Genomic DNA, 14,557 nt, shown 5'->3' on the forward strand with positions numbered 1-14,557 from the left:
GGTATACCAAATGGCGTACTATTTCAGGCACCGCGCTGCGCGCTCTGTCCTATAAAGCCATGGCTCACGAACATCGTTATCGCGTCGACACGATCTGGACCGGCAATACCGGCACCGGCACCTCGAGCTACCGCGACTACGCGCGCGATTACCGCCTGAGCGCGGCGCGCCGGCCCGACATCGCCGGCTCGTCGGACCCGGCATTCCGCGGGGATCCCACCCGCTGGAACCCGGAAGACCTGCTGCTCGCCTCGGTGAGCGCCTGCCATCAGCTTTGGTATCTGCACCTGTGCGCCGACGCGGGCATCGCGGTGCTGGCCTACGAGGATGCGGCCGAGTCGACCATGGTGGAGGGCGACGCGCAGACCGGCGGGCACTTCACGCAGTTCGTGCTGCGTCCGCGCGTCACGGTACGCCCCGGCGACGATCTCGCGCTCGCCCATCGTCTGCACGAGGCCGCCCACGCGCAATGCTTCGTGGCGAACTCGCTCAAGACCCCGGTCCTGTGCGAGCCCACGATCACGCCCGCGCCGCGATAGCGCCGGCGCCGGCACGCGGCTACGCGCGCTCAGACCCCGAGCAAGTTCTCGCGTACGTGCACCAGGTGGCGCCGCACCTGCGCCATCGCGCGTTCGGCATCGCGATCTTTGAGGGCGTCGACGATGGCGCGGTGTTCCTCCTGATAGGCCTGCCGCCGTTCAGGCGTGAGGCTCTTGCGCTTGAGCGCGCCCCATGAGGCTTGCGACCGCGCCGCGGTCATGAGTGCGAACACGTTCTCGATGAACTGATTGTGCGTGGCCGTGGCCATACGCTCATGCAGCCGCGCGTCCCACACCTCGAACGCTTCGAAACTCTCGGCTGCCTCGGCACGGTCACAGGCCTCCTCGAGCAGGGCGAAATCGGCCGGCGTGGCGTACTGCACGACCAGGGCGGCGATGGCGGGTTCGAGCACGAGACGCGCCGCCATCAACTCGGCCGGGCTGGTGGACAGCGCTTCGGTACGCAGCGCCTGGGCCGTCTGCACGAGATGGTCCGAGGCATTCACGTACGTGCCGCTGCCCACCCGCTGCGAAATCAGCCCCTGCTCTTTCAACTGCTGCAAGGTGCGCCGCACCGTGGATCGGCTCAGGCCGTATTGATCGCACAGCGCGCGCTCGGTGGGCAGGCGATGGCCTGCCGGCCAGGCGCCCGTGTGCAGATGATCCAGGATGGCCGCACGCATGGCGGAGGCTTTGTCCATCGGAAGCAGCTACGCGCTCGATCAGAACGAAAAAGCCCCGCGACTCACGAAGAGCCGCGGGGCTTTCCGCCAATCGGAAATCAGGCCGATTTCTTCAGGGCTTGCACCTTGTCGGTGGCTTCCCAGGTGAACTCGGGCTCCGAGCGGCCGAAGTGGCCGTAGGCGGCGGTCTTGCTGTAGATCGGGCGCAGCAGATCCAGCATGTTCACGATGCCCTTCGGACGCAGGTCGAAGTGCTCGCGCACCAGCTTGGCGATCTGGTCGTCGGGGATGACGCCCGTGCCTTCGGTGTAGACCGTGATGTTGATCGGTTCGGCCACGCCGATGGCGTAGCTGACCTGCACCTGGCACTGGCGCGCCAGGCCGGCGGCCACGATGTTCTTGGCCACGTAACGGGCGGCGTAGGCGGCCGAGCGGTCGACCTTGGACGGATCCTTGCCCGAGAAGGCGCCACCACCGTGGGGGCATGCGCCGCCGTAGGTGTCGACGATGATCTTGCGGCCGGTCAGGCCGCAATCGCCTTGCGGGCCGCCGATGACGAAGCGGCCGGTCGGGTTGACCAGGAACTTGGTCTGCGGCGTGATCAGGCCTTCGGGGAAGCAAGGCTTGATGATGTCTTCGATCACCGCTTCGCGGATGGCTTCCTGGGTGATTTCGGGCGCGTGCTGGGTCGAGAGCACGACCGTGTCGACTTCGACCGGGCGGCCGTCGACATAGCGGAACGTGACCTGCGACTTGGCGTCCGGGCGCAGCCAGGGCAGACGGCCGTCCTTGCGCAGCTCGCTCTGGCGCTGCACCAGGCGGTGCGAATACCAGATCGGCGCGGGCATCAGGTCGGGGGTTTCGTCGCAGGCGTAGCCGAACATCAGGCCCTGGTCGCCAGCGCCCTGGTTCAGGTAGTCCTCGGAGGTGCGATCCACGCCCTGGGCGATGTCGGGCGATTGCTTGTCGTAGGCGACCAGCACCGCGCAACCCTTGTAGTCGATGCCGTAGTCGGTGTTGTCGTAACCGATGCGGCGGATCGTGTCGCGGGCGACCTGGATGTAGTCGACGTTGGCGGTCGTGGTGATTTCACCGGCCAGGACGACGAGACCGGTGTTGCACAGCGTTTCGGCGGCGACACGCGCGTTGGGGTCCTGGGTGAAGATGGCGTCCAGAATCGCGTCGGAGATCTGGTCAGCGACCTTGTCGGGGTGACCTTCGGAGACGGATTCGGAAGTGAAGAGAAAATCGTTGTTGGCCACAGATGCGTCCTTCAGAGCCGGCCAAGCCGGTGCACAGGTTGAACGAGGCGCGTTGCGCCCCGGATCGGGTTCCCTGGCGGGAGGTCATCTGGGCGCGACGCTTTAGCGGATTTGGCATGGCACAAGCCATGTCGTCGCCCCGCAAGTTGTCGGTTAACTCGGCGACCTGCCGATTTTAGGCGAAAATGCAGGGTTTATGCTCAGAGGACAGCGGGAGTTCCGGCCCTGTTCTTCGTTCTGGCGCCGCGACGTGGCGCCCGCGCGCGTGCCGTCCGTCCGTTATCGCCGTATTTTCCTCATGCTGATTGCCCTGTTCCGCCTGATCGCCGCCCTGCCGCTGCCCGTGCTGCACGCGGGAGGCCGCGTGCTGGGCCGCCTCGCCTACGCCTGGCCCGGCAAATACCGCCAGCGCCTGCGCGCCAACGCCGCGCAGGCCGGCTACGACTCGCCCGCCTTCGCGCGCCGCGCCGCCGGCGAGATCGGCGCCATGATCGTCGAAATGCCCAAGGTCTGGTTCCGCAACGAAGACAGCCTGGCCAAGGTTATTTCGGACGACAACGATGTGGTGAGCCAGGCGCGCGCCGAAGGCCGCGGCATTCTGTTTCTCACGCCGCACCTGGGCTGCTTCGAGATCACGGCGCGTTATCTGTCGCGCCAGATGCCCATGACGGTGATGTTCCGCCCGCCGCGCAAGCAGATCCTGGCGCCGCTCCTCGAAACCGCGCGCAACAGCTCGGCCGTCAACGCCGTCCCGGCCACCATGCAAGGCGTGCGCGAATTCGTGCGCGCGCTGCGCCGCGGCGAGTCGGTCGGCATGCTGCCCGACCAGGCGCCGGGCGTGGGCGACGGCGTCTGGGCGCCATTCTTCGGCCGCATGGCGTACACCATGACGCTGCCGGGCAAGCTCGCGAGCCAGACCGGCGTGGCCGTCATTCTCACGGCCGGCGAGCGCCTGCCGGGCGGGCGCGGCTGGCGCATCCACTACGTGCGCGTGCCCGAGCCGCTGCCCGCGGATCCGGCCGCCCAGGCCGCGCTGTTCAATCAGTCCATGGAAACGCTGATCCGCCGCTTCCCCCAGCAATATCTGTGGGGCTACAACCGCTACAAGACGCCGCGCGGCGCGCCGCCGGCCCCGGCCGACGCCCCGGCCACCGCCACGCAATGAGCACCTTCAAGACCCGCGCCCTCACCGGGCTGTTCACCTGGTTCGCGCGCCTGCGCCCGGCCAGCCGCCAGCGCGCCGGCGCGTTCGTGGGCTGGCTCGCGCTGCGGCTGGGCAAGTCGCGCGTTCGCATCGTGCGCAAGAATCTCGATCTCTGCTTTCCCGATGTCACCTCCGAGCAGCGCGAGCAATGGGTGCGCGAGCACTTCCGCGCGCTCGGCCAGTCCATCGTCGACCGCGGCGTGCTCTGGTACGGCAGCCCCGAGTCGATTCGCGAGATGGTCACGCAGACCGGCGCCGATCGCATCAACACGCTGGCGGCCTCGGGCCGCCCGGTGATCCTGCTGGCGCCCCACTTCATCGGGCTCGACGCCGCCGCCACCCGCCTGACCATGGAGGTGCCCAGCGGCGCCACCATGTACACGCCGCAAAGCGACCCCGACGTGGACGCGATCGTGCGCGCCGGCCGCGCCCGCTTCAACGAGGTGTTTCTGGTGTCCCGCAAGGACGGCATCCGCGACCTGATTCGCCATTTCCGCGAAGCGCGGCCGGTGTATTACCTGCCCGACATGGATTTCGGCCGCAACGGCTCGGTCTTCGTGCCCTTCTTCGGCGTCCAGGCCGCCACGCTGGTCGCCACCGCGCAGCTCGCGCGCAAATGGAACGCCGCGGTGCTGCCGATCCTGGACTTCTGGGATCCGGCCACCGGCAAGTATCACGTCGAGGTCCTGCCCGAGCTCGCCGATTTCCCCGGCGATGACTCGCTCGAAGACGCGACCGCGCGGCTGAACCGCGAGATCGAGGGCTGGGTGCGCCGCTGCCCCAGCCAATACTATTGGGTGCACCGCCGTTTCAAGACCCGGCCGCTGGGCGAGGCGAAGTTCTACTGAGCGCTGCTTTTGCCGGTCGGAATGGGCGATAATCGTCCGATGATCTGGAACTTCACCAAAATGCACGGCGCCGGCAACGACTTCGTCGTGCTCGACGGCGTGCGTCAAACCATCGACATGACGCCCGAACGCGCACGCGCGCTCGGCGATCGTCATTTCGGCGTGGGCGCCGACCAAATCCTGCTGGTCGAGCGCTCGACCCGCCCCGACGCCGACTTCCGCTACCGCATCTTCAATAACGACGGCAGCGAAGTCGAACATTGCGGCAACGGCGCGCGCTGCTTCGTGCGCTTCGTGCACGAGCAGGGTCTGTCCGACAAAAATCCGCTGCGCGCCGAGATCATGGGCGGCGCCATCCTGGTGCTCGACGAGTCCAGCGATCAGCAGGTCACGGTCGACATGGGCACCACCCGCTTCGAGCCCGAAGCGCTGCCGTTCGACACCACCGGTCTGGCGTCGCGCCAGCAGGCCCACGACACGCTCTACGAATTCCCGCTCGACGCGGCGCCGGGCTGGGCGCAAGCCGCCCTGCCGCGCAGTGTCGAGCTCTCGGCCATCGCGATTTCCAATCCGCATGTGGTCCAGATCGTCGAAGACACCGAGACGGCCCCGGTCGAGGTGATCGGCCCGATGCTCGAATCGCATCCGCGCTTTGCCCGCCGGGTCAACGTCGGCTTCATGCAGATCATCGACCCGCACAACATCCGGCTGCGCGTCTACGAGCGCGGCGCAGGCGAAACCCTGGCCTGCGGCACCGGCGCCTGCGCGGCGGTCGCCGCCGGCGTGCGCCGCGGCCTGCTGGATTCGCCCGTGCGCGTGCAGACGCACGGCGGCGTGCTGACCATCAACTTCGACGGCCAGCACCTGCGCCTCACCGGGCCGGCCACGTCGGTCTTCAACGGCCAGGTCGACATCGATGCGCTGGTCTTCTCCATGGCCCTGAGCCGCTGACGGCGCGCCGTCGCGTCCGCTAATCCCCGAGTCATGTCCACTACCGCTCCCGCCTACTCCGCCCAAGAGATCGCCGACTTCCTGCAACAGAACCCCGGCTTCTTCGAAGCGCACGCCGAGGTGTTCTCCACGCTGCAGATCCCGAGCCCGCACGGCAACCGCGCGATCTCGCTGGCCGAACGCCAGATCCTGACGCTGCGCGAACGCACGCGCACGCTCGAATGGCGCCTGAACGAACTCATCGGCAACGCCGGCGACAACGAATCCATCAGCGCGCGCATCACCTCGTGGTGCGCGCGGCTGCTCGCCGAAGACCAGGCCGCGCACGTGCCGGGCGAGATCGCCCTCGGCCTGGCCGAGCAGTTCGACCTCGACCACGCCGCCCTGCGTCTCTGGAACCTCACCGCGATCCCGGCCGACGGCTACGGCGCGCCGGTCTCCGAAGACGTGCGCGCCTTCGCCGACAGTCTCAAGACGCCGTATTGCGGCAACGACACCGAGTTCGAGGCGGCCTCGTGGCTCGACGGCAAACCGCGCTCGCTGGCCCTGGTGGCGCTGCGCGCCACGCCCGATGCCGACGCCTTCGGTCTGCTGGTGCTGGGCTCCGACGATCCGGCCCGGTTCACGCCGGAGATGGGCACGGCCTTTCTCGAAACCATCGGCCGGCTCGCTTCGGCGGCCGCCCAGCGGCTCGCGCGCACCCCGCGCGCCTGAGCCCCGTCACAGGCGCCCCCATGACCGCGCCCGCCGACGACACGATCGCGCTCACCGAGCCGATGCAGGCCTGGCTGACGCATCTGCAGACCCAGCGCCGTTATTCCGACCACACGCTGTCGGGTTACCGGCACGAGCTGCGCCGTCTGGTGCAGCTGCTCGCCGCGGCACGCGTGACGCCCGAAGGCGTGGCGAACGGCCACATCCGCCAGTTCGTCGCCCGCCTGCATGCCCAGGGCCTGGGGCCGCGCAGCCTGGCACGCACGCTGGCCGCCTGGCGCGGCTTCTATCAGTGGTGGGCACCAACGGCGGGTCTGGCCGGCAATCCGGTCTCGGGCGTGCGCGCGCCCAAGGCGCCCCGCGCCCTGCCCAAGGCCCTGTCCGTCGAACACGCCCAGGCGCTGCTAGACCACGCCCCCGCGCGCCTGGCCACCGATCCCGCCGGCAAGCGCGACCACGCGATGTTCGAGCTGTTTTATTCGAGCGGGCTGCGGCTGTCGGAGCTGGTGGGCCTGGATTTCGAATACCGCAAATCGGCGCAGCATGAGTCACGCGGCTGGCTCGATCTGGCCGAAGGCGAAGTGATCGTGCTGGGCAAAGGCGGCAAACGCCGCAGCGTGCCGGTGGGCGCCTCGGCCCGCACCGCGCTCGCGCAATGGCTGGCCGTGCGCGATCAGCTCGCGCGCGACCCCACCGAAGCGGATGCCGCCGCGCTATTCGTCGGCGCACGCGGCGCACGCATCTCGCCGCGCGTGGTGCAGGCGCAGCTGGCCGCGCAGGCGCTCGCCGCCGGCCTGCCCTCGCACGTGCATCCGCATGTGCTGCGCCACAGCTTCGCCAGCCACGTGCTGCAGTCCGCACAGGATCTGCGCGCGGTGCAGGAGATGCTGGGCCACGCCAACATCTCCACGACCCAGGTCTACACCCGGCTCGACTTCCAGCACCTGGCGCGCGCCTACGACCAGGCGCATCCGCGCGCCACGCGCAAACGCTGAAGCTTTCCCCGGCGGGTCGCCCGTCGACGTGCAGCCGGCCAGGTGCGGCCGGCGAGGTGCGGCCGGCTAGGCGCGGCCGTCGAGGTGCGGCCAGCCAGGTGCAGCCGGCCAGGCGCGGCCGGCCAGGCGCGGCTGGCGAGGCGCGGCCGGCCAGGCCTCGCCGCCTTCCTTCCATCAATACGTCAGACGCACCCCGAGCATCACCGTGCGGCCCGGCAGGGGCGCCACGCGCGAGATGAACGACGCGTGGTTGTACGCCAGCTTGTTGAGCAGGTTGTTGCCGCGCAGGTACACCTCGTAGCTGGTCGGGCCCATCGCACCGCGATAGCTCAGCGTGGCGTTCACCAGGTCGTAGCCCGGCGTCTCGCTCTCATAGGCCGCGATATCGTTCTGGCGGAACACGTGCGCGTACTCCACGCCCGCGCCCCAACGCTGCCAGCGCGCATCGGCCCGCACGCCCAGACGCGCGGCCGGGATGCGCGGCAGGTCGCCGTCGCCGCCCGTCAGCTTGCCGCGCACGTAATCGCCGAACACACCGGCCGAGTACACCGGCGTGAACTGATAGCGCAGCTCGCCTTCGATACCCGCGAACGTCGCATCGCGCTGGGTGTACTGGATCAGACGGAAATCTTCGAACTGATCCAGCGTGTTGGCGTAGATGTAGTTGCTGACGCGGTTGTGGAACACGCTGGCGCGCGCGGTCAGGTCGCCCGAATGCTTGCGCAACGTGAAGTCGATATTGCGCGAGGTTTCGCGGCCCAGGCCGGCATCACCGATTTCGTAGGTGTTGGTTGCCAGGTGCACGCCATCGGCATACAGCTCCTGCGCGTTGGGCAGACGCTGCGAACGCGAGAACGACAGCGTGGCCGAGTACTGCGGCGCGAAGTCCCACACGGCGGCGGCGGAATACGAGGTGCCGCTCTGGCTGTTGCGGGGCGCGTCGCCGGTCGGGCGGATGCGCTGCCAATCCTGGCGCGCACCGAGTTCGAAGCGCCAGCTTTCGCCCAGGCGGTATTCCTCGAGCAGGAACAGGCCCAGCGTATTGGTCTTGCTGCGCGGCAGGAAGGCTTCTTCGCCATCGGCGCGGAAATCGCTGTAGGCGTGTTGCGCGCCGAAGACCCCGCGCCAGCCGAACAGCGGCTTGTGCGTGAGCTCGAGCCGCATGTCGTGCGCCCGGTTCTTGAAGGTGGTGCCCACCTCGCCGCCTTCGATCTCGTCGTGGCGATAGTCGGTCAGGCCGCCACGCAGGCGGATCAGTTCGAATCCGGCGAACGGATCCCGATACTCGGCGCGCAGGTCGACGCGGTCGCTGCGCAGTTTCACGTACGGCGCGGCGCCATGATCGTGGTCATGGTCATGGTCGTGATCGTGTCCGTCCTCGTCGTGGTCGTGATCGTCGTGACCGCCGCAATGCAGATGCGTGCCGTGCGGATGGCAACCTTCGTATTCGTGGTTGTGCCCCGGCAGGCCGTACTCGCTCTCCAGGTGCGTGAACGAAACGCCCACGTAGCCGCGCGGCGTGATCCACGCCATGCCCACCGAGCCCTGTGCCGATTCCGCATACGAGCCTTCGAGCTTGTTGCTGCTCCAGTTCGGCACGCGGTAGTCGTCGGAACGGCGCTTCAGGCCCTCGACGCGGACGGCGAATTCGCCCGCGCCGGCGGTGATGCCCACGGCACCCGCGCGTTCACGCGTGCCGGTCGAGCCGCGCAGTTCGAGCTCGGCCTCGACGCCGCGATCGGGCACGGCCGTGGGAATCTTGCGGTCGATCACGTTGACCACGCCGCCGATCGCGCCGCCGCCATACAAGAGCGCGGCCGGGCCACGCAGCACTTCGATGCGTTCGGCCAGGAGCGGCTCGGTGGTGACCGCGTGGTCGGGCGAAATGGTCGAGGCGTCCATCAGCTCGGAGCCATCGCTCAAGACCTTCACGCGCGGCGAGGTCTGGCCCCGGATCACGGGTCGCGATGCGCCGGCGCCGAACGTATCGGCATGCACGCCGGGCTCGTTGGCCAGCGTCTCGCCCAGCGTGGCGCCTCGGCGCAGCAGCAGGTCGTCGCCCTGGAGCACGGTCACGGGACGGGTGGCGCGGTCGGCCTCGCCGCCGAGCGGATCGGCCGAGACCGTCACCGGCGCGAGCTCGCGCACAGGCGCCTGTGCCTGTGCCTGTGCCTGTGCCTGTGCCTGGGCCTGGGCCTGGGCCAGCGGCGCGGCCGCCCACAGCGCCATGGCCAGCATCGGCACGTGCGGCCGGCGTAGCGCGCCGCCCGCCAATGCCGTCGCACCCGGCACGCGCTTCACGCTGCGCGCCTGCCCCATTCCTCTCGATTTGCCCGGCTTGTGGCCTCGCATCGCCCTGCTCCCTGGATGTTATATAGTTTCAACAAGGCCGGAATGATATAACATTCTTTTTCCAACGCAAGCCATGCGCAGCAAAAAAGCGGCGCGGGATCGCTCCCGGCACCGCTTTTCAAGGCCTCACGCGCGATCGCGCATGGCCGGTAGACACTCAGAATCGAATGCGGGCGGCGCTCAATTCAGCGCAAGCTGTCCGCCCAGCAGCAGGATGCCGACGGCCAGCACGAAGACGGCGGCCAGTGCGTCGATCAGATAACGCAGCCTTGCGGCGGCCGGCGACGAGAGCCGGGCACCCAACCGCACCGCGCCCGCGCGGGCCCAGGCCGCCAGCATCGTGAGCACGGCCACGGTCAGGCCGGTGCCAACGCCCATGGCCAGGGCGGCCGCCACACCGGCGATAAAAAAGCCCTGCGCCAGCGCGAACACCAGCACGATCAGCGCGCCGCTGCACGGGCGCAAGCCCACCGCCGCGATCGCCGCCGTCGCACGGCGCAGATCCAGCTTGCCGGAAACGGCGTCGGCGGGCGCCACATGCGCGTGACCGCAACCACAATCGTCGTGATGGGAGTGGGCGTGCTCGTGCGCATGTGCATGCGCGTGACCATGCGGCTGCACAGGCATCGGCTGGTCCGCATGTCCGTGCCGGTGCCCATGCTCATGTGCGTGCGCATGCTCATGATCATGACCGGCGTGATGGACATCACCGCCATGAGCGCCATGCGCATGGCTCGCGGCGCGCGCCGGCAACAGCGGGCGCACCGCCTTGCGCCACACCAGCCACAGTCCCAGCGCCACGATGAGGCCATACGAGACCATCTCGAGCCAGGCCGTGGCGCGGTTCATGCCGGCGGCGGTCACGCTCAGCACCCAGCCCAGCACCGCCACCATGACGATGGCGACCAGTGCCTGCAACAGCGCCGACACCAGGGCGAGGATCGCGCCATTGCGCGCCGTCTGCCGGTTCGCCACCACATAGGCCGCGATCACGGCCTTGCCGTGCCCGGGCCCGAGCGCATGAAAGACCCCATAGGCGAAGGACAGGCCGAGCAGCAGCCAGGCTGCCGTGCCGTCGGCCTGCCAGGCGCGCACCGCGCCGGTCAGCTGCCGATAGAAGTGGGATTGCCACGCCGCGATCTGGCCGAAGACCCCGGACATCCAGCCCGGGCCGGCGCCGCCGGACTCGGGAACGCCGAAAGGATGGGACTGAGCCCACGCAGCCTGCGCCAGGCCCAGCGCCAGTACCGATCCGCACAACCACAACACCGCGCGCCAGAGACGCGCGCGGGAATCCTGCCTTACGAGCATGTCACCTCGATACGATGGGTGAGGCCCTTGGTGATGGCGTAGAGCTCATCGGGCAAGGCCTCCGGGTCGGCGGGGATCGCCGCCAGTTGCTGCATGGTCTGCCAGTCGAGTTCGCGCGGCTTCTGGTAGCGCTGCTTGCAGCCGGCCGGCGCCTGCGCCATCGTGATGGCGCCGGGCGCGTCGAAGGCGTAGGCCACGAAGTAGGTCGGATCGTAGATGTCGATCTGCACCCCGTCGGGGCCGACCTTGGCCGGCGTCGCGAGCGGCAGCTCGAACGACAACGCCAGACGGCCCTTCTCCCACGTGACCCGCGCATCGCGCGGCGGGCCGTAGGTCTGCATGGCCTCGCGCACCGTCACGCGCGTGAAGTAGTGCGAGATTGGTTCGCCCAGTGCCTTCATCCAGTCGTCGGCCATGCCACGCAGGATCTCGGGCGAGAAGCTGCCATCGGCCTGCTTCTTGAGCCCCTGCGTGGCGTAGGTGCCGAACATTTCATCGAACTGCCAGTGTTCGCGCACGGCCGCCAGCCGGCCCTGCGCATCGAACACCACGGTGGCGCGGGCGTCGATCCACATGTGCGGATGCGCCTGCGCCGGCGCGGCGGTCATCATGAGGAGGGCCGCCGCCCCGGCAGCGCTCAGCGCCGCAACGCCGCGGCGAGTTGATCCACGTTCCATTCAAACATCCCGAGATAGGTAGCGCCCGGCTGCCCCGGCTGGGACAACGCATCGGAATAGAGCGTACCACCCACCTTGGCGCCCGTTTCGCGCGCGATCTGCTCGACCAGGCGCGGGCTGGAGATGTTTTCGACAAACAGCGCGGGCACCTGTTCCTTGCGCACTTGGGCGATGATGCGCGCGACGTCGGCGGCCGAGGGTTCGGACTGCGTCGACAGGCCTTCGACCGGGATGAAGGTCACGCCATAAGCGTCGCCAAAATAGCCGAACGCGTCGTGCGAAGAAACAATCTTGCGGCGCGCCGGATCGATGGCGCCGAGTGTTGCGCGCGTCTTGGCGTCGAGGGCTTCGATACGCGCGACGTAGGCGTCGGCACGCTGACGGTAGGCCTGCGCATGGGCAGGATCCACGGCCGCCAGGCCGCGCTCAATGTTGCGCACGTAGATCACCGCATTGCGCAGATCCTGCCAGGCATGCGGGTCCAGCACGTGATGATGCGCGCCGTGCTTGTGCGCATCGTCATGCTTGTGCTCGTGCTTGTCGGCGCCGGCCTTGGCGCCATGATCGTGGTCGTGCTTGTGATCGTGGTCGTGGTCGTGGTCGTGCTTGTGATCATGATCGTGGTCGTGGTCGTGGTCGTCATGATCGTGATCGTGATCGCCGTCGTGCTCGTCGCCCCCCTCGAAGCGGCGCACCTTCACGCCCTCGGCGGCCACCACGGTCTGGCCCTTGAAGCCCGCCGCCTGCGTCAGGCGCGGCAGCCAGGTTTCGAAGTCGATGCCATTGACCACCAGCAGCCGGGCCCGCGCCAGTTCGCGCGCATTGCCCGGCGTCGGCTCATAGGTGTGCGCATCGCCATCGGGCCCGACGAGCGTGGTCACCGACACGTTGTCGCCGCCCACTTCGCGCACCATGTCGCCCAGGATCGAAAAACTGGCGACCACCGGCACGGTCTGGGCGGCGGCGCCCGCCCCCCACAACGCGGCGCCCGCGGCGAGCGCCAGCGCGGCACTGCGTCGTCCTGCCCATGCCCAGGCCGCGCCCGTTGCGCGGCGTGCGTTCTTGTTCATTGCATCTCTCCCGTGATTCGCGTGCCGCGGCGGCGATGACGCAGCCCCAGCCATATGCCACCCAGCGGCCCGATGGCCACCGAGCCCAGATAGATGACCCCGGCGGCCAGGATGATGGCGGGCGAGGCCGGTAGATCGAAGTGAAACGACAGCAACAGACCGACGACGCACGAGGCCATCGCCAGCGCCGTGGCCAGCGCGATCTGGCCGCCCACGCTGCGGGCCCAGAACCGCGCGCTCGCGGCGGGCAGCATCATCAGCCCCACCACCATCAGCGTGCCCAGCACCTGAAAGCCGCCGACGAGATTGAGCACCACCAAGGTCAGAAACACGCCGTGCGCCCAGGCGCCGGCACGGCCCTGCATGCGCAGGAAGCCGGGGTCGAAGCATTCGTAGACGAGCGGGCGATAGACCAGTGCCAGGGCCAGCAACGTGACCGACGCCACGCCGGCCGCCATATAGAGCGCGTCGTCGTTCATGCCCAGCACCGTGCCGAACAGCACGTGCATCAGGTCGGTACTGGACCCGCGCAGCGACACCAGGATCACGCCCAGTGCCAGCGAAATGAGATAGAAGGCGGCGAAGCTGGCGTCTTCACGCAGCGGCGTGAGCCGGGTGACCAGCCCCGAGAGCAGCGCCACCGCAAGACCGGTAAGGATGCCGCCCGCCATCATCGCGCTCACCGACAGGCCGGCGAGCAGATAGCCCGCCGCGACGCCCGGCAGGATCGCGTGCGACATCGCATCGCCCATGAGGCTCATGCGGCGCAGCACCAGAAACACGCCCACCGGCGCGGCGCCCGCCGCCAGGGCCAGCGCGCCGGCCAGGGCGCGGCGCATGAAGCCGAACTGCACGAAGGGATCGGCCAGCGCGTGCACGACGGATGCCCACAGCGTCATGGCGCCTCCGCGTCGAGGGCCACGACGGTCGGCGCCCAGGCCTGCACCCGCCCCACCCCTTCCTCGCGCCCGAGCAGCAGCGTCTGATCGAAATAGCGCCGGGCCACCGCACGGTCGTGCAGCACGGCGATCACCGTGCGCCCCTCGGCATGCAGCTCGCGCAGCAGCCCGCAGAGCGAATGCACGGTCTCGCGGTCGACCGCGGCGAACGGTTCGTCGAGCAGCAGCAACTGCGCATCCTGCACCAGCAGGCGCGCGAACAGGGCGCGCTGCAGCTGCCCGCCCGACAGCGTATCGAGGCGGCGGCCCGCCAGGCTCTCGATGCCGGTGCGCTGCAACGCCTCGGCCACGCGCCGCCGCTCGGTCGCGTCCATGCCGCGCCAGGCGCCCGTGCGGCACCACGCGCCCATCGCGACCAGCTCATGAACGTCGATCGGAAAACCGAGATCCAGTTCGGCGCGCTGCGGCAGCCAGGCCTGCGCCACGGCGCGCGCCGCGGGCCGGTCGAGCGACCCCGAGAGCGGCGCGAGCGCGCCGGCCAGGCCCTTCATCAGCGTGGACTTGCCCACGCCGTTCGGGCCGAGCACGGCCGTCATCGAGCCGCGCGTGAAGCCGCCACTGACGCCACGCACCACGGCCTCGCCGGCCCAGCCGAAATCGGCGCGGTCCAGCGTGAGCAACGCATCCGCCGTCGTCATGCCGCCCCCGGGCCCATCGCCCAGGCGATCAGCAGCCAGATCAGCGCCACCGCGACGGCGGCGCCGAGCAGGCGCCGCCAGGCCGGTTGGCGCAGCAGGGAAAAGGCAGGACGGACGGGAGGGGGAGAAGACGACATGGCGGACCGGCGCAGCGGACAGATGGGCGCTGCCAGCAAGGGCCACGCGGGAACAAGGAAAAACGCGGCGCCGGGGCGCCGCGCAAAAAGTGCGCGCCGTGCCGGTGGACCGGCGCACCAAATATTATGTTATATCATAACAATACGACTTGCCAAACGGGTCTTTGGCGCGAAGCCCTGCGTTTTCTGCTACCTTCGCGTCATTCCGGTCCGCCCT

15 protein-coding genes are annotated in these 14,557 nt (G+C 69.0%); 6 read left to right on the forward strand and 9 right to left on the reverse strand.

The annotated features are described in order from the left end of the window. Window positions 1-59 precede the first annotated feature (59 nt). Window positions 60-539, forward strand: a complete 480-nt coding sequence (locus CEK29_RS21915) for an OsmC family protein (RefSeq protein WP_094859335.1) — start codon at window positions 60-62, stop codon at window positions 537-539. 29 nt (window positions 540-568) lie between these two features. On the opposite strand, the gene CEK29_RS21920 is transcribed toward CEK29_RS21915, so the two are convergent. Together CEK29_RS21920 and metK are read right to left on the reverse strand one after the other, a co-directional pair. Further along, window positions 569-1,240 (reverse strand): FadR/GntR family transcriptional regulator, encoded by a 672-nt coding sequence (locus CEK29_RS21920; RefSeq protein WP_094804745.1) that lies wholly within the window; start codon window positions 1,238-1,240, stop codon window positions 569-571. Window positions 1,241-1,320: 80 nt separating this feature from the next. Next, entirely contained in the window at window positions 1,321-2,484 is a 1,164-nt protein-coding gene (gene metK, locus CEK29_RS21925) for a methionine adenosyltransferase (RefSeq protein ID WP_094797908.1), read from the reverse strand. Window positions 2,485-2,680: 196 nt separating this feature from the next. On the opposite strand from metK, the gene CEK29_RS21930 reads away from it, so the two are divergent. The 5 genes from CEK29_RS21930 to xerC are packed head-to-tail and all read left to right on the forward strand — an operon-like array spanning window position 2,681 to window position 7,196. After that, entirely contained in the window at window positions 2,681-3,649 is a 969-nt protein-coding gene (locus tag CEK29_RS21930; RefSeq protein ID WP_440588339.1) for a lysophospholipid acyltransferase family protein, read from the forward strand. Then, window positions 3,646-4,536 carry a lysophospholipid acyltransferase family protein gene (locus CEK29_RS21935; RefSeq protein ID WP_094859336.1) on the forward strand — a complete coding sequence of 297 codons (891 nt, stop codon included), beginning with the start codon at window positions 3,646-3,648 and terminating at the stop codon, window positions 4,534-4,536. Before CEK29_RS21930 ends, CEK29_RS21935 begins: the two co-directional genes overlap by 4 nt. A 21-nt stretch (window positions 4,537-4,557) precedes the next feature. After that, a complete protein-coding gene (dapF, locus tag CEK29_RS21940; RefSeq protein ID WP_094859337.1) occupies window positions 4,558-5,487 on the forward strand; it encodes a diaminopimelate epimerase in 930 nt (309 codons plus the stop codon). Between the two features lie 33 nt (window positions 5,488-5,520). Further along, window positions 5,521-6,201 carry a DUF484 family protein gene (locus tag CEK29_RS21945; RefSeq protein WP_094797912.1) on the forward strand — a complete coding sequence of 227 codons (681 nt, stop codon included), beginning with the start codon at window positions 5,521-5,523 and terminating at the stop codon, window positions 6,199-6,201. Window positions 6,202-6,221: 20 nt separating this feature from the next. After that, window positions 6,222-7,196 carry a tyrosine recombinase XerC gene (gene xerC / locus CEK29_RS21950; protein ID WP_094859338.1) on the forward strand — a complete coding sequence of 325 codons (975 nt, stop codon included), beginning with the start codon at window positions 6,222-6,224 and terminating at the stop codon, window positions 7,194-7,196. 174 nt (window positions 7,197-7,370) lie between these two features. Here xerC and CEK29_RS21955 read toward each other — a convergent pair whose 3' ends face one another. The 7 genes from CEK29_RS21955 to CEK29_RS23985 form a co-directional block, all read right to left on the reverse strand. Next, on the reverse strand, window positions 7,371-9,434 hold the full coding sequence (locus CEK29_RS21955; protein ID WP_255176235.1) for a TonB-dependent receptor domain-containing protein: 2,064 nt from the start codon (window positions 9,432-9,434) through the stop codon (window positions 7,371-7,373). A gap of 294 nt (window positions 9,435-9,728) precedes the next feature. Continuing rightward, window positions 9,729-10,859, reverse strand: coding sequence for a nickel/cobalt transporter (locus tag CEK29_RS21960; protein ID WP_094859340.1), 1,131 nt, complete (start codon window positions 10,857-10,859; stop codon window positions 9,729-9,731). Then, window positions 10,850-11,434: a DUF1007 family protein gene (locus CEK29_RS21965; protein ID WP_249278939.1), complete on the reverse strand. Its 585-nt coding sequence runs from the start codon at window positions 11,432-11,434 to the stop codon at window positions 10,850-10,852. Before CEK29_RS21965 ends, CEK29_RS21960 begins: the two co-directional genes overlap by 10 nt. Before the next feature lie 62 nt (window positions 11,435-11,496). Then, on the reverse strand, window positions 11,497-12,606 hold the full coding sequence (locus CEK29_RS21970) for a metal ABC transporter substrate-binding protein (protein WP_094859342.1): 1,110 nt from the start codon (window positions 12,604-12,606) through the stop codon (window positions 11,497-11,499). Continuing rightward, window positions 12,603-13,505, reverse strand: a complete 903-nt coding sequence (locus tag CEK29_RS21975; RefSeq protein ID WP_094797918.1) for a metal ABC transporter permease — start codon at window positions 13,503-13,505, stop codon at window positions 12,603-12,605. The genes CEK29_RS21970 and CEK29_RS21975 overlap by 4 nt, the downstream gene beginning before the upstream one ends. Continuing rightward, on the reverse strand, window positions 13,502-14,203 hold the full coding sequence (locus tag CEK29_RS21980) for a metal ABC transporter ATP-binding protein (RefSeq protein WP_094859343.1): 702 nt from the start codon (window positions 14,201-14,203) through the stop codon (window positions 13,502-13,504). The genes CEK29_RS21975 and CEK29_RS21980 overlap by 4 nt, the downstream gene beginning before the upstream one ends. Further along, entirely contained in the window at window positions 14,200-14,340 is a 141-nt protein-coding gene (locus CEK29_RS23985; RefSeq protein ID WP_170948352.1) for a hypothetical protein, read from the reverse strand. The genes CEK29_RS21980 and CEK29_RS23985 overlap by 4 nt, the downstream gene beginning before the upstream one ends. Window positions 14,341-14,557 lie beyond the last annotated feature (217 nt).

This window comes from Bordetella genomosp. 5 (genome assembly GCF_002261475.1).
In the GTDB taxonomy this organism is placed as follows: domain Bacteria; phylum Pseudomonadota; class Gammaproteobacteria; order Burkholderiales; family Burkholderiaceae_B; genus Bordetella.